General features: G+C 34.1%; 19 protein-coding genes and 2 pseudogenes. 11 read left to right on the top strand and 10 right to left on the bottom strand.

Annotation, left to right across the window (positions count from 1 at the left end; translation table 11 throughout):
* Positions 1-16 precede the first annotated feature (16 nt).
* The 4 genes from prfB to clpP all read left to right on the top strand — a co-directional run bounded on the left by prfB (position 17) and on the right by clpP (position 4,576).
* Complete coding sequence (prfB, locus tag D1003_RS00670; protein WP_311709584.1) at positions 17-1,129, top strand: peptide chain release factor 2; 1,113 nt, start codon at positions 17-19, stop codon at positions 1,127-1,129.
* Between the two features lie 77 nt (positions 1,130-1,206).
* Positions 1,207-1,884, top strand: coding sequence for a DedA family protein (locus D1003_RS00665; protein ID WP_153935313.1), 678 nt, complete (start codon positions 1,207-1,209; stop codon positions 1,882-1,884).
* Positions 1,885-1,899: 15 nt separating this feature from the next.
* Positions 1,900-3,822 (top strand): DNA primase, encoded by a 1,923-nt coding sequence (dnaG, locus tag D1003_RS00660; RefSeq protein WP_153935312.1) that lies wholly within the window; start codon positions 1,900-1,902, stop codon positions 3,820-3,822.
* 79 nt (positions 3,823-3,901) lie between these two features.
* Positions 3,902-4,576, top strand: coding sequence for an ATP-dependent Clp endopeptidase proteolytic subunit ClpP (gene clpP / locus D1003_RS00655; RefSeq protein WP_052911268.1), 675 nt, complete (start codon positions 3,902-3,904; stop codon positions 4,574-4,576).
* Between the two features lie 143 nt (positions 4,577-4,719).
* Here the strand turns inward: clpP and frr are convergent, their stop codons facing one another.
* Both frr and pyrH read right to left on the bottom strand, forming a co-directional pair.
* Complete coding sequence (gene frr / locus D1003_RS00650) at positions 4,720-5,274, bottom strand: ribosome recycling factor (RefSeq protein ID WP_014938951.1); 555 nt, start codon at positions 5,272-5,274, stop codon at positions 4,720-4,722.
* Positions 5,275-5,311: 37 nt separating this feature from the next.
* Positions 5,312-6,019 (bottom strand): UMP kinase, encoded by a 708-nt coding sequence (gene pyrH / locus D1003_RS00645; protein ID WP_004917986.1) that lies wholly within the window; start codon positions 6,017-6,019, stop codon positions 5,312-5,314.
* A gap of 207 nt (positions 6,020-6,226) precedes the next feature.
* Here pyrH and truB point away from each other — a divergent pair, with 207 nt between their 5' ends.
* Genes truB through rluF form a run of 3 tightly spaced genes read left to right on the top strand, consistent with a single transcriptional unit; the run spans position 6,227 to position 8,216 of the window.
* A complete protein-coding gene (gene truB / locus D1003_RS00640) occupies positions 6,227-6,925 on the top strand; it encodes a tRNA pseudouridine(55) synthase TruB (protein ID WP_052911223.1) in 699 nt (232 codons plus the stop codon).
* 4 nt (positions 6,926-6,929) lie between these two features.
* Positions 6,930-7,490, top strand: coding sequence for a hypothetical protein (locus tag D1003_RS00635; protein ID WP_185114019.1), 561 nt, complete (start codon positions 6,930-6,932; stop codon positions 7,488-7,490).
* Positions 7,491-7,493: 3 nt separating this feature from the next.
* Complete coding sequence (gene rluF / locus D1003_RS00630; protein WP_015345531.1) at positions 7,494-8,216, top strand: 23S rRNA pseudouridine(2604) synthase RluF; 723 nt, start codon at positions 7,494-7,496, stop codon at positions 8,214-8,216.
* On the opposite strand, the gene D1003_RS00625 is transcribed toward rluF, so the two are convergent.
* Genes D1003_RS00625 through D1003_RS00615 form a run of 3 tightly spaced genes read right to left on the bottom strand, consistent with a single transcriptional unit; the run spans position 8,213 to position 10,825 of the window.
* Positions 8,213-8,668 (bottom strand): phosphohydrolase, encoded by a 456-nt coding sequence (locus D1003_RS00625; RefSeq protein WP_014938946.1) that lies wholly within the window; start codon positions 8,666-8,668, stop codon positions 8,213-8,215. The two genes, rluF and D1003_RS00625, sit on opposite strands and share 4 nt — an antisense overlap.
* Positions 8,669-8,716: 48 nt before the next feature.
* Positions 8,717-9,103: an acyl-CoA thioesterase gene (locus D1003_RS00620; RefSeq protein ID WP_004917996.1), complete on the bottom strand. Its 387-nt coding sequence runs from the start codon at positions 9,101-9,103 to the stop codon at positions 8,717-8,719.
* Positions 9,104-9,151: 48 nt separating this feature from the next.
* The gene (locus tag D1003_RS00615; RefSeq protein ID WP_153935311.1) at positions 9,152-10,825 is read right to left on the bottom strand and encodes an APC family permease; all 1,674 of its coding nucleotides are present in this window, start codon (positions 10,823-10,825) and stop codon (positions 9,152-9,154) included.
* 124 nt (positions 10,826-10,949) lie between these two features.
* Here D1003_RS00615 and D1003_RS00610 point away from each other — a divergent pair, with 124 nt between their 5' ends.
* The gene (locus D1003_RS00610) at positions 10,950-14,477 is read left to right on the top strand and encodes a T9SS type B sorting domain-containing protein (RefSeq protein ID WP_153935310.1); all 3,528 of its coding nucleotides are present in this window, start codon (positions 10,950-10,952) and stop codon (positions 14,475-14,477) included.
* Positions 14,478-14,511: 34 nt separating this feature from the next.
* The gene (gene pepE / locus D1003_RS00605) at positions 14,512-15,204 is read left to right on the top strand and encodes a dipeptidase PepE (protein WP_153935309.1); all 693 of its coding nucleotides are present in this window, start codon (positions 14,512-14,514) and stop codon (positions 15,202-15,204) included.
* Between the two features lie 483 nt (positions 15,205-15,687).
* Here the strand turns inward: pepE and D1003_RS11420 are convergent.
* Together D1003_RS11420 and D1003_RS00600 are read right to left on the bottom strand one after the other, a co-directional pair.
* Positions 15,688-15,768: pseudogene (locus D1003_RS11420) on the bottom strand (hypothetical protein); the annotation flags it as partial.
* Between the two features lie 11 nt (positions 15,769-15,779).
* Positions 15,780-16,025 (bottom strand): annotated as a pseudogene (locus D1003_RS00600) (AAA family ATPase); the annotation flags it as partial.
* Between the two features lie 409 nt (positions 16,026-16,434).
* On the opposite strand from D1003_RS00600, the gene D1003_RS00595 reads away from it, so the two are divergent.
* Positions 16,435-18,795, top strand: a complete 2,361-nt coding sequence (locus D1003_RS00595; RefSeq protein WP_153935308.1) for an outer membrane beta-barrel family protein — start codon at positions 16,435-16,437, stop codon at positions 18,793-18,795.
* Positions 18,796-18,972: 177 nt separating this feature from the next.
* Complete coding sequence (locus tag D1003_RS00590) at positions 18,973-19,629, top strand: TetR/AcrR family transcriptional regulator (protein ID WP_153935307.1); 657 nt, start codon at positions 18,973-18,975, stop codon at positions 19,627-19,629.
* A gap of 291 nt (positions 19,630-19,920) precedes the next feature.
* Here the strand turns inward: D1003_RS00590 and D1003_RS00585 are convergent, their stop codons facing one another.
* Genes D1003_RS00585 through D1003_RS00580 form a run of 3 tightly spaced genes read right to left on the bottom strand, consistent with a single transcriptional unit; the run spans position 19,921 to position 20,802 of the window.
* The gene (locus D1003_RS00585; protein WP_260393262.1) at positions 19,921-20,091 is read right to left on the bottom strand and encodes a topoisomerase C-terminal repeat-containing protein; all 171 of its coding nucleotides are present in this window, start codon (positions 20,089-20,091) and stop codon (positions 19,921-19,923) included.
* On the bottom strand, positions 20,088-20,345 hold the full coding sequence (locus D1003_RS11000; RefSeq protein WP_185148327.1) for a hypothetical protein: 258 nt from the start codon (positions 20,343-20,345) through the stop codon (positions 20,088-20,090). The genes D1003_RS00585 and D1003_RS11000 overlap by 4 nt, the downstream gene beginning before the upstream one ends.
* A complete protein-coding gene (locus tag D1003_RS00580; RefSeq protein ID WP_153935306.1) occupies positions 20,320-20,802 on the bottom strand; it encodes a hypothetical protein in 483 nt (160 codons plus the stop codon). The genes D1003_RS11000 and D1003_RS00580 overlap by 26 nt, the downstream gene beginning before the upstream one ends.
* Positions 20,803-20,807 lie beyond the last annotated feature (5 nt).

Below are 20,807 nucleotides of genomic sequence, written 5' to 3'. Positions count from 1 at the left end.
GGAAATTTTCGTAAAAGTGGTTACATTAGATCAAGCAAAAAATATCAGTCAAAGAGTATCAGACCTTCACAAATATCTTCAAATTGATAAAAAAAAGTTAGAAATTACCAATGATGACGAAAAAACTGCTGCTCCAGAATTTTGGGACAATCCAAAGGAAGCAGAAGTTTTTTTGAAACAACTTAGGTCTAAAAAAAAATGGGTGGAAGATTACGAAGAAATCCATACAGGATTGGAAGATTTACAAGTTTTATTTGAGTTCGCTAAAGAAGACCCCGACAGTGCACAAGAACTAGAAACCGCCTACCCTACTCTACTAGAAAAAGTAGAAAATTTAGAGTTTAAAAATATGCTTTCAAACGAAGGCGACGAACTTTCTGCTGTACTCCAAATTACAGCTGGAGCGGGTGGCACAGAGTCTTGCGATTGGGCAAGTATGCTGATGAGAATGTATCTAATGTGGGCAGATAAAAACGGATACAAAGTAAAGGAACTCAACTTCCAAGAAGGTGATGTGGCTGGTGTAAAAACCGTAACATTAGAAATAGAAGGAGAATACGCCTTTGGATATCTTAAAGGAGAAAATGGAGTGCATCGTTTGGTAAGAATTTCTCCATTTGATAGTAATGCTAAAAGACACACTAGTTTCGCATCAGTATATGTTTATCCTCTAGTAGATGATTCAATAGAAATTAACATCAACCCAGCCGATATTAGCTTTGAAACCATGAGAGCCTCTGGAGCAGGTGGACAGAATGTAAATAAAGTAGAAACTGCCGTAAGACTAAGACACGCTCCAACAGGAATTATCATAGAAAACTCCGAAAGCAGGTCTCAATTACAAAACAAAGAAAAGGCTCTACAACTTCTTAAATCTAGACTTTATGAGATAGAACTTGAAGAACGAATGAAGGCTAGAAACGAAATAGAAGCCAATAAAATGAAAATAGAATGGGGCAGCCAAATCAGAAACTATGTAATGCACCCTTATAAATTGGTAAAAGATGTAAGGTCAGGGCACGAAACTTCTGATGTAGATGCTGTAATGAATGGAGAAATCACACCTTTTCTAAAAGCCTACCTTATGGCAGACGGCACAGCCGCTACCGATAACGATTTAGAATTATAAAATTTGTTAAATCTCTTTATAGATAGGACTAAAAAGAATTTAATTAAGTATTTTTGTGCATCAAGTAAAAAATAAGTATGGATCATTTTGAAAGTTGGAAAGACCTCCTAAATCCTGAATTTTATATCAAAATGGGAGGATTTTGGTTAGTGTTATTTATCATATTTGCAGAAACAGGACTTTTTGTAGGCTTTTTCTTACCAGGAGATAGTTTACTTTTCATCTCTGGTATCTATGCCGTTCCTATGATTACGGAAACTTTTGGCATCATTAAAAGTGATTTCTTAAGCACCGTTATACTGGCTAGTGCCATTGCCATTGCTGCTATTTTAGGAAATATGGTTGGCTATTGGTTTGGTAGAAAAAGTGGACCTACTTTATACGAAAGACCAGATTCTTTCCTTTTCAAGAAAAAATATCTTTTTAAAGCTCACGATTTTTATGAAGAACACGGTAGAATAGCCATTATAGCAGCTAGATTTTTACCCATCGTGAGAACTTTTGCACCTATTGTAGCTGGTATTGTGGGAATGGAGAAAGGTAAATTTATGCTTTACAACATCATTGGAGCTATTGCGTGGTCATTTTCACTTATTTTTGCAGGGCATTATTTGGATAAATTATTTTTGGACCAGTTTGATATAGATTTAAAAAGACATTTAGAAATAATAATACTGTTTATTGTAGTCATTACAACAGCACCTGTAATTATTAAAATGTTTTTCGGAAAAGATAAGAAGCAAGATAGCATCTAATTTCATCATAAAAATTTGATAACTAAAGAAACGATAGACAAAATTTTTTCCGCCGTACGAGTGGAAGAAATTGTGGGTGAATATGTTCAACTCAAAAGAGCGGGGTCTAATTATAAAGGACTCAGCCCTTTTGTAGATGAAAAAACACCTAGTTTTATTGTGTCTCCTTCCAAGCAAATTTGGAAGGATTTTTCCTCTGGAAAAGGAGGTACAGCTATTTCTTTTTTAATGGAGATAGAGAATTTCAGCTATCCCGAAGCTCTCAGATTTGCCGCAAAAAAATACGGCATCGAAATAGAAGAACATCAAAGAGAGCTTACCGAAGAAGAAAAAACAGCCCAAACCGAAAAAGATTTACTCTATAAAATACACGAAGTAGCCAACCACTACTATCAAAAACAAATTTGGGAAACCGAAGAAGGTAAAAGCATTGGTTTATCTTATTTCAAAGAAAGAGAGTTACGAGAGGATATTATAAAAAAATTTCAGCTAGGCTACTCTCCTATTCAAAAAAATGCCTTCACAGAGTATGCTATTTCTAAAGGCTACACCAAAGAAATTTTAGAAAAATCAGGATTATCCATTTTTACAGATTATGCTCCTGATGGCTTAGACCGTTTTAGAGAAAGGGTTATATTTCCCATCCATAGTTTTTCTGGAAGAGTCTTAGGGTTTGGAGCTAGGATTTTAAAATCTAATGTTAAAACTGCCAAGTACCTCAATTCTCCTGAGACAGAAATTTATCATAAATCTAATGTTCTCTATGGGCTTAACCAAAGTAAACAAGCCATTTCTAAACAGAATTTATGTTTACTAGTAGAGGGTTATATGGACGTGGTAGCACTGCATCAAGCGGGGATAGAGCATGTGGTAGCGAGTTCTGGGACGGCACTTACCACAGAGCAAATTAAACTCATTAAAAGGCTTACAGAAAATGTAACCATACTTTTTGATGGAGATGCTGCAGGAATTAAGGCTAGTTTTAGAAGTATAGATATGCTCCTTTCTGAAGGAATGAATATCAGAATCTTACTTTTCCCTGATGGAGACGACCCAGACTCGTTCTCTAGGAAACACCCAAAGGAGTTTGTAGAAGATTTTATACAAAATAACGCCCAAGATTTCATCAATTTTAAAGCAGAAATTCTACTCAAAGATGTAGAACACGACCCTATAAAAAAATCCGAAGCCATTAGAGATATTGTAAAATCGGTGGCATTTGTCGGGAATGTTTTAAAACAAGAGATTTACCTCAAGGAAATTTCTAACAAATTTGGGCTTTCGGAACAGAGTTTATTTAACGAACTAGGCATACAACAACAGGTTAAAGAACAGCAACATTTAACACCTAAAAAAACTACACCTCAGCCACAGCCTAAGCTAGAGATTATTACTTCGGACTTTACTAAAGCCAACACCACCCTACTCTATTTGGAAGAACAAATGGTAGAACTAATGTTAAAGTATGGAGATTATATTATTGAAATGAAAGATGCCGAAGATAAAGTTTACCAAACCACCGTTATTGAAGAAGTAATATGCCGAATGGAAGAGGATAATTGTGAGATACAATCTGAAACCAATAGGAAAATCATCAACGAAATAAAACAAGGTATCCAAACCAATGAACTGAGGTCAGAGCGTTTTTTCATTACCTTAATGGATGAAGAAATTACTAATAAAGTAGCCAATGCTTTAGTAGAGCCCTATCAGCTAAGTGATTGGAAAAAACATAATATTTACCTTTTACCAAAAGAAAAATCTATCAATAAATTAGTTACCGATACCATCTATCGCTACAAGCGAGAATACATTATGAAAATGATAGAGGATTTGAAAAATACCGAAATTGAAGATAAAACAGAAATTTATCAAAAAATAATCAAACTAACGATGCTAAAAAATACCATAGACCAAAAATTGTTTCGTGTTTTATGACAGAATGACTATTTTTACCGCTCAAAAAACTTCGGGTACAATATTGGTATTTGAATTTGAAAATAAAATATAACACAATATGGATATTAAAAAGGAATTTAGAGATTTTTCGGTAAAGCACTTAGGAAATAATGGACTAGCTACCGACCAATATATGGGGACTTTTAACCCAACCAACCTTACGCCATACATTATGGAGGAACGCCGTATGAATGTAGCACAAATGGACGTTTTTTCTAGATTGATGATGGATAGAATTATCTTTCTAGGCACTGGTATAGACGACCAAGTTGCTAATATTGTAACGGCTCAGCTTCTATTTTTAGAGAGTGCAGACCCTTCTAAAGACATTCAGATTTACATTAACTCTCCTGGCGGAAGTGTATATGCAGGGTTGGGAATTTATGACACGATGCAAATCATTAAGCCTGATGTAGCTACTATCTGTACAGGTATGGCTGCTTCTATGGGAGCCGTGCTTCTTGTAGCGGGAGAAAAGGGTAAACGCTCTGCTCTTAAACATTCTAGAGTGATGATACATCAGCCTAGCGGTGGAGCTCAAGGTGTGGCTAGCGATATGGAAATCAATCTTAGAGAAATGCTGAAGCTAAAGAAGGAACTTTATGATATTATCTCTGAACATTCTGGACAATCTTATGAATGGGTTGAAAAATCTTCCGATAGAGATTACTGGATGACCTCCGAAGAAGCTAAAGAATTCGGAATGATAGACGAAGTTCTAGCTAGAAAATAAATAGACTGATATAAATACAAACCCCTAGAAATTTCTAGGGGTTTATTGTATTTAATCTGAGCTTGGGTTATATTCCCCAATTCTTCTTCCTCTAAGAATAACTCCTAAAAAAACAAAGCTACCTAAAAAGGTAGCTTTAGTTTTTATATTTTCATAATATCCACTTCTTTATGTTTGTAGTGGTCGTCTATCGTACTAATGTACTTATCTGTAAGCTGCTGAACCTCGTTTTCGGTATCTTTAATAATATCTTCGGATACCCCATCTAGCTTCTTAAGGTCTTTCATTGCATCTTGTCTTGCATTTCTTACAGTTACTTTAGTCTGTTCCGCTTCCGCTTTAGCTTGCTTTGCAAGGTCTTTTCTTCTCTCTTCAGTTAGCGGGGGTACATTTAGGATAATAGTATCACCATTGTTAGACGGAGCAAACCCTAAGTTAGAGTTAATAATCCCCTTCTCTACATCCTTAATAGCCGACCTGTCCCAAGGTTGGATAGCAATAGTCATCGCATCAGGGATAGAAACATTCGCAACTTGGTTAAGAGGAGTAGGGCTACCATAGTATTCCACCATTACATCTTGTACCATAGCCGTAGAAGCGCGCCCAGCTCTAATCTTTAAGAAAGCGTGTTCTAGGTGTTTAATCGCAGCGTCCATTTCCTGACGAGCATTGTCTAATATCAACTGTATCTCTTCCATTTTATTTAATGATTATTTTTTTAATTATATAAAACTCTTAATTTCTTACCACCGTTCCCACTTCTTCGCCCTGAACTACCTTTAGAAGGTTACCTTCCTTATTCATATCAAAAACAATGATAGGAAGTTTGTTCTCTTGGCTAAGAGTAAAGGCAGTCATATCCATTACCTTTAAATTCTTTTCATAAACTTCATCAAACGAAAGGCTGTTGAATTTCACAGCATCTTTATTCTTTTCAGGGTCGCTGTCGTAGATGCCATCTACACGAGTACCTTTAAGGATAACATCAGCCCCTATTTCTATGGCTCTTAGCGTAGCCGCAGTATCCGTAGTAAAGTAAGGGTTGCCCGTACCAGCTCCGAAGATAACTACTCGCCCTTTTTCTAAGTGTCTAGTTGCTCTTCTTTTAATAAAAGGCTCGGCTACCTTATCCATTTCAATGGCAGATTGTAGTCTTGTTTTAATGCCGATGTCTTCCAAAGCACCTTGTAGAGCCATACCATTGATGACGGTTGCCAGCATTCCCATATAGTCGCCTTGCACTCTATCCATTCCTTTGGCAGCCCCTGCTAGCCCTCTGAAAATATTGCCTCCTCCTATCACGATAGCGACCTCGCAACCTTGGTCTACTACTTTCTTAATCTCTGTGGCATATTCCTTTAGTCTGTCGTTATCTATACCATATTGTAGGTTTCCCATAAGTGCTTCACCACTAAGTTTGAGAAGGATTCTTTTATATTTCATAGGTGTAATTTTAATTAAATCAATACTTACTTTGGACGAAAATTTCCTTTGCAAATATAAGTATTACGACAGAATTAACTCTCATTTGATTTAATTAAATATTAAAAAAGTATTTCTATTAAGCTAAGTTAATTTTATGAATAAACTTTTGATGATGCTAATGAGTAAAACTTAATTGTTATTTTTGTAGCAGAGAATATAGAAGTAATGACATTAGAAGAAATACAAGCTGGACAGGTATTTTTGGTAGATAAGCCTTTGGATTGGACTTCCTTTCAGGCGGTTAATAAAATGAAATTCAAACTGAAAAGAGAGTTTAAACTAAAGAAGATTAAAATTGGTCATGCAGGAACATTAGACCCTAGAGCCACAGGGCTTTTGGTGGTCTGCACGGGCAAGGCAACTAAGACTATCCCAGAAATACAAAATGCTCCAAAAGAGTATCACGCCGAAATAAAAATTGGAGTTCAGACGGCTTCTTATGACACCGAAGAACCAGAAATATTACCCCAAGATATTAGTACCATCACTAAAGAGCAAATTTTAGAAACTTTGGATAGTTTTGTGGGAGAGATAGACCAAACGCCACCTATATTTTCTGCGATTAAAGTAGATGGCGAAAGAGCATACAATCTTGCCAGAGCAGGTGAAGAGGTGGAACTAAAGAAACGGAAAACCACCATTTACTTTATAGACAATATAGAGGCTGATTTGCCTTTTGTGAGGTTTAGTGTAGGGTGTTCTAAAGGGACTTATATCCGAAGTTTAGCACACGATATAGGTCAGGCTTTAGGTGTAGGAGCTTATCTTACACAGCTGAGAAGGACTAAGATTGGTGATTTTTCTGTAGAACAGGCTTCGGAACAATTTTTAACAAATGAGTTTAGTTTTACCAATAATATTTAATGATATGGATAAAATTTTTGTATTCTGTTTTGCACTTACTTTTTTAGGTAGCTTTGCTCAAGAACAAAAATCTGATAAGTTGGGAATATTCACAGGAATAAATGCTAATGTAGGGTTAGATTTAGCCTCTATTCTTAGAGGAAATAATACCAATACAAATAATAATACACTGAATAATAGCCGAAGCGATGAAAAATTTGCTTATGGGTTTGCTTCTGAATTGGGCGTACAACCTTTTAATTGGTTGGCTATTTCGGGAGGGATTAAGTATAGCTATGTTTCGGATAATTACCATTTATTGTATTACACCATCAACCCGTATATATTTGTTACCAAAGCCGAAGACCATGATTTTGGTTATATAGGATTGAAATTGGGTAAACAGTTCAATCGTTCCGCAGCCAATGATACAGCGTACTGGGGACTAAGTGTTGGTAAGTTTGATGCTTCTATTTATCGTAATTTAGGGCAAAAGTTTGAGCTGTCTTTAGAAGGGTACAGTATGGGGAATTGGTTCATAGGTTTCTCTTATGGTATTGTATTTTATAGTAATAAAAATTTATAGTTGGTGGAAAAGGTTAGAATCAATAAATATTTATCGGAAGTAGGCTTTTGTTCTCGTAGAGAAGCAGATAAAATATTGGAACAAGGGAGAATTACCATCAATGGTAAAATACCAGAATTAGGGACTAAAGTAAGTGCAGAAGACGAGATAAAGGTAGATGGGAAGCTTATTACCGAGCCAAAGGAAGAGAATGTTTATATTGCATTTAATAAGCCAGTGGGCATTGTTTGTACAACGGATACTAAACGAGAAAAGAATAATATTATTGATTACATCAAATATCCCAAACGCATCTTCCCGATAGGAAGATTGGATAAGCCTAGTGAGGGTTTAATATTGCTGACTTCAGACGGTGATATTGTTAATAAAATATTAAGGGCAAGAAACAACCACGAAAAGGAATATATTGTAAGGGTAGATAAGCCTATTACCAATAAATTTTTAGAACAGATGAGAGCGGGAGTGCCGATACTAGGCACAGTTACCAGAAAGTGCGAAGTGGAGCAGCTGGATAAAATGCAATTTAGGATTGTACTCACCCAGGGTCTGAATAGACAAATCCGCCGTATGTGCGAATATTTAGGATACGAAGTGAAGAAGCTAAAGCGTATCAGAATTATGAATATCCATTTAGATTTACCAATAGGAAAGTGGCGAGAGCTGACACCCAACGAGATGAAAACCCTCAACCATCTGATTAAAGATTCAGCGAAAACTTACGATTAGTATTTTTCTATAAGATAATGGTAGGCTTTTAGATATTTATTAAACCTTTTCAAATCTTTTTCTGTGAGCGGGCGGTTTACCCTTTTTAAATCCATATTATCGGTTAAATCGTTTATTTTAACGGCAATAGCTAGAGGCGATTGTTCAATACGTTTAATAAAATCGTCATAGCTTTCCTCTGGGTTGGTCTTAGAAAGGCATTCTATCGCGAATAATATTTCATCTGGGTAGCCTTGTTTTTTTAGATATTCTATGCTGTATTCTGGGCAGTCTTCTACAACATCGTGTAGTACGCCTACTATTTTTTCGTCTAGAGTTTTACCGTAATTCATCACTCTCATCACATGCCCTATATAAGGAGCTTTGTATTTGTCGGTTTGTCCACGGTGGGCATTTTGGGCAATTCTAATGGCTTTGTGCAACAATTCTTCTTTCATCATTTTGTCTGTCATCTGATAATTCTAATAACAAAAAATAATTAAACTATTTTTAGTAATAGATTAGTCAAGTATTTTAACTGGTTTTTTGTTCTCATCTATAGCAACGAGAGTGAAATCACCAAATACTGCTTTTTCTCTTGTGTTAGCATACATTTCTTCAATAAAAACCTCCACACTTACTTTTAGACTGGTGTTTCCTACGGATTTTACCTTCCCTACAAGTTCTACTAAAGTATCTGCAGGAATAGGTTTTTTAAAATCAATTTGGTCGCAACTCACTGTTACAATGGTTTTCCTAGAAAATCTAGTTGCAGTAATGAAGGCAACTTCGTCCATTATTTTCATAATAGTGCCGCCAAACATAGTATTATGGTGGTTAGTAGTGTCAGGAAATACTACCTTAAAAGTGTGCGTTTCAGATTGTTTTATTCTTTCTTCGTAAGTCATTTTAATTAAGTGTTTCTAGTCATCTCACAAATATAATCTTTTTTTGACTTATTGTTGTACTCTAAGTTTACTGTTTTTGTAGCCATAACCAAAGTAAACTACCAAACCAATCCCAAACCAAACAATAAACCAGAACCAGTTTTCGTGAGTCATTCCCGTAAGGAGATAAAGGCAAGAACTTAATCCTAATAGTGGAATAAGAGATAGGTTTTTAACAAAAGCTAATAGAGACAAAACTAGGTTAATGATTAGATAAATAAATATGGCCAATCTAAATTCTCCTTCTTCAGGGTCGTTCCAATCCATCAAAGTACTGAAAAATTCAGGAATGAGATTATAGAAGAAAACGACTCCACTGATAAATAAAACTGGGAAAATATATTTAGCATTGATGTAAGGCATCTGGAAACGACCTTCTACTTTTTCTTTTCTTGGTAAGAGAAGAACGCCACCACACACTAAAACAAAGGCAAATATGGTACCGATACTCGTAAAGTCTAAGATGAAAGATTTATCTGTAAATAAAATGGGAATGCCTACAACCAAACCTGTAATAATGGTTGCAAAAGAAGGTGTTTTCCTTGTAGGGTGTATTTGTTGAAATTTTTTAGGAAGTAGTCCGTCGCGGCTCATAGAGTACCATATTCTAGGTTGTCCCATTTGAAATACGAGAAGAACGCTAGTTATCGCAATAATTGCAGTAATTGAAACCACAAGTTCCATCCACGCGACATTAGCGTTAGATGGTTCAAAAATAAATGAAAGTGGGTCGCCTACACCATCAAACTTTCTATAATCTACCATACCTGTAAGTACTAATGTAAGTAACATATAGATGGCCGTGCAAAGCACTAAGGAGATTATCATACCTTTCGGAAGTGTTTTTTGAGGATTTTTGGTTTCTTCGGATAAAACACTCAAAGCATCAAATCCGATATAGGCGAAAAATACGCCAGAAACGGCACTCATCACTCCAATAAATCCATTAGGCATCATTGTAGGCTGGTGAGTAATATTGCTTAAGGGAACCCAATTATCTGTATTGATGTAGAATACACCTACAGCAATAATTAGAACAATAACAACTAACTTTAGAATTACCAATAAATTATTGAAATTTTTACTTTCTTTTACTCCTACATAGCATACCCAAGTAATTAACCCATTGATAACTAGAGCAGGAATATCCACAATAAGTTTTAATCCACCAACAACAGGAGCGGTTTTCCAAGCCGAAATAAGGGCAGGGTGAGTAGACCCTTTGAAAAAGGCTTTTTTAGCTTCGGAGTAGCTACAAGTGAGGTAGTCAGGTATATTAATTCCTATTCTGGAGAGAAAAGAAGTAAAGTAATCTGACCAAGAAAAGGTAACATAAATATTTCCGAAAGAATATTCCATAATTAGTGCCCAGCCTATTATCCAAGCTATAAGCTCGCCAAAACTTGCATAGGCATAGGTGTAGGCAGAACCAGCAGCGGGAATTCTACTGGCGAACTCGGCATAACATAGAGCCGTGAAACCACAAGCTACTCCACAGATAATATAAAGTGTAATAACTCCAGGACCTCCTCTAAAAATAGCTTCGCCTAGACTACTAAAACTACCAGCGCCTATAATGGCAGCAATCCCAAAGAATACAATGTCCCAAACCCCTAAGGTTCTCACAAAAGAGCTTCCTAGGTCATTAGGGTTATATGATTTTGTTTTAAATAGTTGTTTCATACCTTATAAAGATGAACATTAAAAAGGGAACAAATGTAAAAGTTTTTTTCTTAAAAATACTACTTGTTTATTTTTTTCGTATTTAAAGCAGTAGAGTTGTTTATAAATTTTGCAAATTTGTAAGATGAAAAAGTTAATACTTGTCTACTTATTCCTTTGGAGTTCTGTTTTTTTTAGTCAAATAATTATAAATACTGCTGATAATACAGCTTTGCCAGCGACGGTACACTATTGTGAAGGCAGTATTTATAATCTAACGTTGAATGCTGAATCTATAAGTACAGGAGATTATAGTATTACAGAAACTACTTTAAACATAGCTAATCCGTATACTTTTGTTCCTTTTGATGCAAGAAATGAAAATAATAAATTTTCTAAAGCCATAGATATTGGCTTTTCTTTTAGTTTCTATGGCAAATCCTATACTAAATTGGTTGTGGGTTCTAATGGTAGATTGGTTTTTGGTGATAATGCTGATTTAGAGAATTTATATCAAAGCAATTATCAGGATAAAGTTTATAGCGGTAATGGTACGGAGGCTAATCGTCAGTTGCCTAGTATAATTTATAATCAGGTAGATATATCAAACCCTTCGAGGATTTTAAACCTAGCTAATTTATTTTTAGGGTTTACAGATATGAATTATTCAACCTCTAATACTGTGGATTATAGTAAGATAACTTATTCTAGAACCACTTATAATAGTAGAAGAGGATTGCTAATTTCATTTGAAAATGTTACCGAATTTCATTCAAATTACAGTAGAACAATTAGTTCCAAAGTATTGTTGTTAGAAGATAATTCTTTTATTGTTAGAGTAGTTAAAGGGTTGGGGCAAAACGCTATTCTTGGGATTCAAAATTCAGATGCAAGTAAATATAAACTAGTTAGAGAAGTCTACAACAACACCAACTGGACTGAAAATGGGAATACAGCCTATTTATTTACGCCTAACCAAACGCTTACACCAAGTGCAAAATGGTTTGTAGATGGTGTAGAACGCTCTACAGATAGAAATTTCACCTATCTGCCTGTAAATGATACAGAAAGATTAAAAGCTGAAATCACTTTTTCAGACGGTACCACACCTATAGGAAATCCAATTTCTCAAGAGGTTGAGTTTAAAAAAGTATTAACTCCAAGTATTAGCTCTGAAAGACAAACAGGTTGTGCTGCAGGTTATAAACTTTCTGTACAAAACCCTATTACGGGTATCGTATACCAATGGTACAAAGAAGGAGAATCTTCTGCAGTGACAACAGGCAATTCTTTTATAGCGACTACAAACGGTAATTACTATGTTAAAGCCAATGGTTGCCAAGAATCGGCTAGAACAACGGTAGATATTAGTTCTGATTTACCACCTATAGGTTTTTTAGAAAATCAGATTTTTACAGAGTGTGATGCTTTAGGGAATAATCAAAAAGAAATTAACCTTTTGGATAAGGTAGGTTACCTAGCTGGAACAGATTATACAGTGGTGTTTTTAGATGAACAAGGTAATGTAGTAGCTACAGAAGCCAATGGTTATAAATATACCATTGCTACAGGAGCGGAAAAAATATTGCAAATGAAAGTATCTTCCAGCAACTGTACGGAAACTAGGAGTTTTAAATTAAGTTATCTATCTTTACCTAAAGCCTCAATGGTGGAGCAAGTGTGTTTTGATACAACTGCTTATAACCTTAGAGAAAGTTTTGAAAATGTTTATTTCGGAGGTCGAGGTTATACCTTCCTTTATTCGGTAGATGGTGGCAATACTTATAGTGCTTTGCAAGAGGTGAATCCTAGAGTAAACACACAACTTATGGTTAAAATAAAACACCCTAATTTTAGTTGTGAAAGCGTTATAAACCTAAATTTTGAGTTTTTGGATGAAGTTAGAATAATGCCTATAACCCCTTTTCCTGAACATTGTTTCAGTTCTACAGAATATTTTGACCTTAACCAAACTAAAAGAGAGCTAGAATATAGTCCAGATATTGAAGCTACATTTTATACAGATGTTGCTTTAACACAACCAATTCGTAATCTTAACTATAGAGGTAGTGGCATTATTTACGTTAAAATAAAGAATACAGCCACAGGGTGTACTGCTTCTTTAGTACCTACATTAGAGCTCAAAATCTATCGTAAACCATCTATATATACTAATTTGTTAGAGCAAAAAATATCCGCTTGTGGTTCTTCTGTTTTTGATTTAACCATTACAAACACAGACCGATTTATTAGAAATAGAGGACAATGGAATGGCGATTTAGTGATAGAATATTACGATAGTAATAACCAAAGGCTTACAGAAACTGAATGGAAAAACTATAACCTAAGCACTCGTGGCAGACCGTATGCTATTTTTGTTTTTAATACTACTAATAATAGAGAGTGTTTAGATAGAATTGACTATGATTTGATAGAACTAATAAAGCCACAAGCGATAAGTAATCAGATTTTAATCTGTACTGAAAGTAGCTATACTTTAGATAATTTTAGATCAAAGGTTATCAGCAATCCTAACAACTATACATTTTTAGACGAAAACGGAAATCCACTCACTTTGGACTTTTCTTGGAGTGCTTTGCCTTATGTAGTGAAATTCTACATTAAAAATAATGAAACAGGTTGTCTGTCTGATTTGCAACAGATTTCATTTGTGAAAAACACCTCGGTAACGGTTAATAATACTATCAATACACTTGAAATATGTGATACTAACTTTGACGGAATAGACACCTTTAACCTTAACTATTGGAAATCTCAAATTACGTCAGACAACGCTGCTACATTCGAATTTTATAGAGATGCCGCAAGAACGAATTTAATAAATAATCCACAGAATTACCAAAATCAAACTGCCTTTGGAGAGAGAATTTATGGTATTGCTAAAAAAACAGGACAATGCCCAAATCATTTTGAATTTGATTTAAAAGTTAAAGTTCCAACCGAAATATCGCCTATTAGCGATATGTATTTGTGCTATGGTGAGTCTTTGTCAGTTTCGGTATCCAATGCGTCTGCTTTTACTTCTATTAAATGGAAATTGCCAGATGGTACTACTAAAACAGGTGTAAGCCTTAATTTAAATTACTCTGAAGTTCAGTGGGGAGTTTACACGGTAGAAACGGTTAATGCTGTGGGTTGTCCGTCAATAATAACTTTCAAAGTAACAGACGAACATCAGCCTAAAATTGTAAATGTTATAACTAATAATGATAGAATAGAAGTTACTGCCGAAGGAGGCGTTCAGCCGTATACCTACATTTTTAACGGAGTTCCGCAGCAATCCAATATACTTTTGAACCCCGCAGATAGCCAATATACCATACAAGTAAGAGCGGCAAATGGATGTTTAGGTGTACCTTTGTCCGTCTATTTTCTGAAATTTACTAATGTGATAACGCCTAACGGAGATGGTAAAAATGATGTTTGGATAGTGGAACATTTGGATAAAATGAAAGAAGTAAGTATGGTTATAATGGATCGCTATGGGAAACCTGTTTTTAAAGCCGAATCTGGTGATAATTTGGTTTGGGACGGTACAGAGAAAGGAAGAGAATTACCGAGCGCCACTTATTGGTATATTGTAAAATGGTATAACCCAGCTACCCAAAGAAGTGAAGCTAAACAAGGTTGGATTTTGCTTAAAAACTATTGATACTAAATCTTTACTAAACTTAAATATAATTGTAATGAACATTATTTTAGCATCTACCTCTACCTTATACGGAGGAAAATATTTAGAGTATTTAAAAGACGAAATTATAAATCTTTATCAAGGGATAGATGAAGTTTTGTTTATTCCGTATGCTCGCCCAAATGGTATTTCTCACGAGGAATATACTTCTACAGCAAGAACTTTTTTTGAAAGCATAGGCATAAAGATAAAAGGACTTCACGAGTTTGAAAATGTTAAAGAAGCATTACAAAATGCAAAAGCTTATTTTACAGGTGGCGGGAATACTTTTTTACTTGTAAAAACTTTACACGAATTGGATTTGATGATTATCTTGAAAGAGCAAGTGCAAAGTGGAAAGCCTTATCTAGGAACAAGTGCAGGGAGCAATATAGGTGGACTTAATATGAAAAATACTAATGATATGCCGATTGTATTCACACCTAGTTTTGAGTGTATGGGATTGGTTCCGTTCAATATTAACCCGCACTATTTAGACCCTGACCCTAATTTAAAACATAATGGCGAAACTAGAGAAACAAGAATTAAAGAGTTCCTCTCCCAAAACAATACGAAAGTAGTAGGGCTTAGAGAAGGTAATTGGATACGCAGGATAGGAGGTAAAATAACCGTGGAAGGCTCTCGTCTTACTAGAATATTTGAAGCAGGAAAAGAACCTTACGAAATAGAAAGCGGTACCGAACTTTAATAAGGCTTAATACTAGAAAACAATGATTAAATTTGTTTCCAAATCTTATTGAACAGGATCAAAATTAGCGGTTCTGAATTAAACATTCAGTCAAAAATACCTTGTAATGTCTGAGTATTGGAAATTCCAGAAATGATTTTAAAAAAGAATATAATTGTAGAAGCTAAAAATAGGATTGTAATAGTGAGACCAATTGAAAGCATCTCAAAACTTATGGTAAATATGGAGAGTTATTTAAAGGCACAAGTATTCTCGAACCGGGCTTTGGTTTTCAGGTAACAAATGAATAACGAGCTGTTACAAATAGATAACAGGTTGTTACAAATCATATTTTATCACTGAAAAATAGATGATGACTACTGAAAAATCAATCATCAAACACTGAAATATGATATTTTATCACTGAAATATGAATAATATTGGCTAAAAAGCTAAATGTGGGTATTGTGATATTGTGGTGAAAGCGGTAATCCCTTTGCTAACGATAAAGACTTCCACAATAATAATGGTAACGACAGGAAATAATATCGGGTGGTCTTTAATGGCATCAATTTCAAAAACGATTTATTGTTTGTTGAGCTTTTGTTAATCGTACTGAATTGCTCGTGTGCTTTCCGTTTAAAATGTTCATTCTGCATCACGATTTTCAAATCCTGTTCCTGCAAATTACTGATACTATACTGTGGATAATCACAATCGAATACTACCACATTATAGCCCATTCAGTAATGAAGCAAACTGGCGGCTAAAATCGTAAAAGTGGGTTTTCCTACACCGCCTTTTTGGGTAGCAAAGCTGACAAATTTGGGTTCTTTTTTCATACTTCTCATATTTAATGGATATTTAATTTATGTACTTACTTATCTATCTATACACATACATATTTACTTACTCATATACATTTGTATTTAGATACATTCGTACTTATGTAATTGAATACATAGGACTTATATACACACCTACCTACATAGTTGAATACATACCGATTTATAGATATACAATACTCACTTATGTACTTTATTTACGCATATACTTACTTGCGTAAGTAGGTAGCTATGTAGATATGCACATACATTTGTACGCACCAAAGGAATATCAAATAGGAATATGGCTAAAATAGGCGGTATTTATTGGCATTTTGTGGCTCTTTATGGCACTTAAAAAAATCATAAAAAAGATTTGTTCATTCAAATTTATTTTATTTCCTTTGTCAGAGAATAAATTTAAGAAATGAAAAAGTGCAGATTATTTTTTTTGTTACTCGTTGTAATATCTGGTAGCATCAATGTTTACGCCCAGCAATATCAAATTAAAGGTAAGGTAATTGGAAACTCATCAAATAAGCCGATTGAGTTTGTTAATGCAGTATTGATGAAAAAAGATAGTGTTTATAGTGGCGCTGTAACGGATAGTTTAGGGGTATTTATAATAACAGCTCCAAAAGGAGACTACACCCTAAAACTAGAGTATTTTGGGGAAGCTTTTACAAAAAAAGGAATGAATATTTCAAATGATGTGGATTTAGGGATATTAAAAGTGAAAGAAAGTACTGAATTGCAGGAGGTTGTTATCAATGTGAAAAGAAAAATAATTAAGCAAGTAGGAGATAAACTTCAATTTGATGTAGAAAATTCTCCTTTTGCTAAAGGAAACTCTGCGGGAGAGTTACTCTCAAAAACGCCAAAAATTATGTCTGATGGAAGTAGTGGGTTTAAAGTGAAAAATAAAGCGGCTTTAGTGCTAATTAATGGACGTAAAATGAATCTTTCTCCCGAGGATTTACAAGCGTACCTGTCTACCATCAATTCTGAAAACATAAAGCGTATTGAGGTTCAAGAAACAGCAGATGCTACTCAAGATGGTTCAATCAAGAATGGAGTGATTAACATTGTTTTGAAAAATAATCCTAAAGGCTTACGTTTGGTTTCTAAGCAATATATGAAATATTATACGAAAGAAAACCAACACTATGTATCGGGCTGGAATGCTCAATATGGCTCAGAAAAATTATATATGTACACCAATTTGAATTTTCAAAAAGAAACAAACAGGGGTGCTTCCTTTACACATTTCTTTCATAATGATGGAACGAAACAGTTTTCTGATGGCATCTTTGAGAATAATCAAAAATATTTTAACTCGCAAATCGGTGCTGTTTATTACATCAATCCTAAAAATGAATTAGGTATTTCACTTACTTATAACCAATGGAAAAATGATTATGATGAACCTGGAGAATTTACAGTTACTAAACCCAATCAAATGCAGATAGTTTCTGATGGATTGAGTTTAACAAGAATGTTGGTTAAAAATAGATTTGCACAATTTAATTACACCTTAAAATTAGATGAAAAAGGAAGCGATTTACGTGTTTTATCAGATATGGGGGAGAACTATTTTAGTAACTCTTCTCAAGTTGATACTCGTTATCCAAACATTCTTGCAAAAGACAATCATATACAAACTAATGGACTTTCTAAATCCCGATATCTCAGTAGTCAAGTAGACTACAATCAAACATTTGACGATGGTTTGGGATTGCTTATTGGGGCAAAATTTAATACCATTTTTAGAGATAATGAGCAAAAAAACTTTATCCTCGAAAATCAAAAATGGAATCCTCAAAAAGATAAAAATCAGAACTTTACAAGTAATGAAAAGATTTATGCCACGTATGCTAGTGGTAGCAAACAATGGGGAAGTAATTTCTTAAAATTAGGTTTAAGAATGGAATATACCAATATGAATGGCAACGATAATATCACAGGAAAAGGTGTTGGAAAACGCTATACTGATTGGTTTCCAAGTTTTTACTACAAATACGATTTTAATAAAAATATTTCGGCAAATGTAAATTATAGACGAAGCATAAGTCGTCCAAGTTTTAGTGATTTAACACCATATATCTTTAAAACAAATGATTTTCAATATTCGGAAGGTAACCCTGAATTAAAACCTTATTATACCAATAGCTATAAATTAGGATTTGATTACAAAAAATATTCATTGACATTTGGTTTCCAAAAAACAACAGATTACATTAGAGATATTTATATCACAAACTCTGATAAAATCAATATTGTGAAACCCGCAAACTCAGGAGTGGAAGAATTATGGAGTGCCGATTATACCTATGCAGATAATGTAACAAAGTGGTTGTATATAAACTTGTCAGCCGGCATATTTAACGGCAAATATGATTTGCCAGAAGGAAGATTTCAGGGAACTAATTGGTATGAAAACATTTTTGCTAGAGTAAAATTACCAAATGATTGGAGTATAGAAGCTGAACATCGTTTTCAGAGCAATGAAACCTCATTCAATAATCGTAGTAGATACAATACTTCTACAGATTTTTCGATTCGCAAAACTTTGCTAAATAATTCTTTGCTTTTATTCTTCCGAGTACAAGATGTATTCAATTCTAAAAGAACAGATTTAGTGAGTTATTATCCTGACTTTCATTATCAATTCTATATGAAACCTACCACAAGAAACTTTACTTTTTTGATACAATATACTTTCGATAACAAAAACAAAATAAAAAAACAAAGTATAGAAAGTTCTGACGAGGTTAGAGGAAGGTTATAAGCTTTTTTATGAAAAAGACCATGAGGAGTTAATGTCTTAAAACTTATAACTCAAATATGCATAAAGATAAGAAATATCCTTAAATAAGGATAAAACAAAGTAAATGGTTAAATATAATTGTCATTTAAAGCAAAAAATATTACCTTTGGAGGGGAAGTTTATATATTAGTAGTTTATATGAGTGAGGAAAATAAAAGAAAAAAATATTCGGGTTCTATTAGAGATAAATCAAGAACTAAAAACAAACTTATTGACGCAGTTGGTAAAGTGTTAGAAAGTCAGGGTTATACAGGTTTAAAAAATGCTAAGAATATTGCAGATGTTGCTGGAGTTGATAAAAGGCTTATATGGACTTATTTTAATGGAGTCGAAAACTTAGTAGAAGAATATATAAAAAAGAATGAATTTTGGAAAGAAGGACTTTCAAATGAATTACTTAATAAACTTTTGACTAAGGCAGAAGATTTGGATGCTGAAAAAGTTATTTTTCTTTTGAAAAACCACTTTGAAAAATTTAATACAGATATTCCTCTTCAAAAGTTAATTACTTGGGAGGTTAGTGAAGAAAATGAAATGCTTAGAAAAGTAGCCGACCGTAGAGAGCAGCTTGGTGAACAGCTATTTTCTTTAGTAGACGAAAAATTTGCTAAATCTAATGTAGATATTAGAGGTGTTGTTGCTTTATTATTAGGAGGAACATATTATCTTAATCTACACGCTAAAGCTAATGGTAGTTTATTTTGCGGTATTGATTTGAATACAGAGGAAGGAAAAAATTCAATCTTAAATGCTATTGAATTCATTATAAATTCTTCTTTTGATAAGTTAAAATAACATAATGGCAGAGTTTTGTAAAGAATGTACTCGTAAAATAGAAGTCCCTTTTGATGTTTGTTTTTTTTCATTTTTGACAAATTAAAAAGTTTCCATTTTACAGAAGATAGATTAGAAACTACTTGACTGTCCAACCCCAATAAATCCCATTTTATCGAATTTTTATTTATTTGCATTGATACCCACTTTTTGAGTATTAACGCAAAATTTCAAAAAACAAGTTTAAATGTTTATCCATTGACGGCATTTTTCGCCGTCAAATACTTATTGTTTAAACCTGTTATGCTTTGATTACTTCCATTTTCCTTTTTTATTTTTAGAGCGAGGCGGAAACTCAAATGAGGTAGAACCGTCTTCTTGAAGAACCAAATAAGCATCAAAACTTTTTCCCGCCTTACTTTTTAATCCTTTTAAAAGCGTTGTTTTTCCATTTTCTAGCAAAGCCATTATCAGCTTCATCATTTACCTGTTTTCCGCAGACATTTCTGAAAAATAACCACTGACAATCTTCTTCCATACCTAGGAGCATCTATAGTTCCTCTTGATTTAACAAAATTTAATCCCATAGAATCCGCATTATTTCTATATGTTGAAAGATTCATTGATCTCTGAGAATAAACTAGATTATCTCCACTTGTAACAACTGAAAATTTACTAGTTGGATTCAAATCTCCAATACCAACATTTCCTTCATCCGTAAAATATATTTTTATCATCTGTTCTAGAGGTTACTCCATCAGATAGATTCTTAATTTTCACAGTAGCACTTGCTGTATTATTTATCCAAACGTTATTACTGCTCCCTGCGGTACTCTTTACCCACTCTGTACCGTTGTAGTAATAGTAGCCTTTCTCTGTAATTTTAGCAACCTTAGGGTCAACACCTGTGTAGGCATTTATAGTACCTTTGACCTTAGTAGCATCATCTATTACATACACTAGAGTCCCTTCTACAGGAGCTTCGATACTTGCCACACGAATTTCACTTAATTTCGGAGCTAAAATCCCCTCGTTGGTCTTAGCATCATCTTGGCTATTGGTTGCACTGGGCTGAACATCTAAAATAGCTCTAGGTGAGGAGATATTAACCCCTACTTTTCCGCTTTGTCCATAAACCGCTAATCCTAGTCCTAAAAAAGCTAACACACTTAATTTTGTCATTTTTGTTTTCATAAAAT

This window comes from Riemerella anatipestifer (assembly GCF_009663465.1).
GTDB lineage: Bacteria > Bacteroidota > Bacteroidia > Flavobacteriales > Weeksellaceae > Riemerella > Riemerella anatipestifer_C.
Note: the sequence above shows the minus strand (reverse complement) of the source record. Positions and strands in the feature narration are given on the sequence as shown.

What these genes read in the sequence shown, in the direction of transcription:
- D1003_RS00625 (WP_014938946.1), bottom strand. Translation starts at nt 8,668, where the DNA reads ATGACAGACAAAATGATGAAAGAAGAATTGTTGCACAAAGCCATTAGA.
- clpP (WP_052911268.1), top strand. Translation starts at nt 3,902, where the DNA reads ATGGATATTAAAAAGGAATTTAGAGATTTTTCGGTAAAGCACTTAGGA.
- D1003_RS00615 (WP_153935311.1), bottom strand. Translation starts at nt 10,825, where the DNA reads ATGAAACAACTATTTAAAACAAAATCATATAACCCTAATGACCTAGGA.
- D1003_RS00610 (WP_153935310.1), top strand. Translation starts at nt 10,950, where the DNA reads ATGAAAAAGTTAATACTTGTCTACTTATTCCTTTGGAGTTCTGTTTTT.
- D1003_RS00595 (WP_153935308.1), top strand. Translation starts at nt 16,435, where the DNA reads ATGAAAAAGTGCAGATTATTTTTTTTGTTACTCGTTGTAATATCTGGT.
- frr (WP_014938951.1), bottom strand. Translation starts at nt 5,274, where the DNA reads ATGGAAGAGATACAGTTGATATTAGACAATGCTCGTCAGGAAATGGAC.
- pyrH (WP_004917986.1), bottom strand. Translation starts at nt 6,019, where the DNA reads ATGAAATATAAAAGAATCCTTCTCAAACTTAGTGGTGAAGCACTTATG.
- D1003_RS00590 (WP_153935307.1), top strand. Translation starts at nt 18,973, where the DNA reads ATGAGTGAGGAAAATAAAAGAAAAAAATATTCGGGTTCTATTAGAGAT.
- D1003_RS00620 (WP_004917996.1), bottom strand. Translation starts at nt 9,103, where the DNA reads ATGACTTACGAAGAAAGAATAAAACAATCTGAAACGCACACTTTTAAG.
- D1003_RS00585 (WP_260393262.1), bottom strand. Translation starts at nt 20,091, where the DNA reads ATGATGAAGCTGATAATGGCTTTGCTAGAAAATGGAAAAACAACGCTT.
- D1003_RS11000 (WP_185148327.1), bottom strand. Translation starts at nt 20,345, where the DNA reads ATGATAAAAATATATTTTACGGATGAAGGAAATGTTGGTATTGGAGAT.
- D1003_RS00665 (WP_153935313.1), top strand. Translation starts at nt 1,207, where the DNA reads ATGGATCATTTTGAAAGTTGGAAAGACCTCCTAAATCCTGAATTTTAT.
- D1003_RS00635 (WP_185114019.1), top strand. Translation starts at nt 6,930, where the DNA reads ATGGATAAAATTTTTGTATTCTGTTTTGCACTTACTTTTTTAGGTAGC.
- D1003_RS00580 (WP_153935306.1), bottom strand. Translation starts at nt 20,802, where the DNA reads ATGAAAACAAAAATGACAAAATTAAGTGTGTTAGCTTTTTTAGGACTA.
- truB (WP_052911223.1), top strand. Translation starts at nt 6,227, where the DNA reads ATGACATTAGAAGAAATACAAGCTGGACAGGTATTTTTGGTAGATAAG.
- pepE (WP_153935309.1), top strand. Translation starts at nt 14,512, where the DNA reads ATGAACATTATTTTAGCATCTACCTCTACCTTATACGGAGGAAAATAT.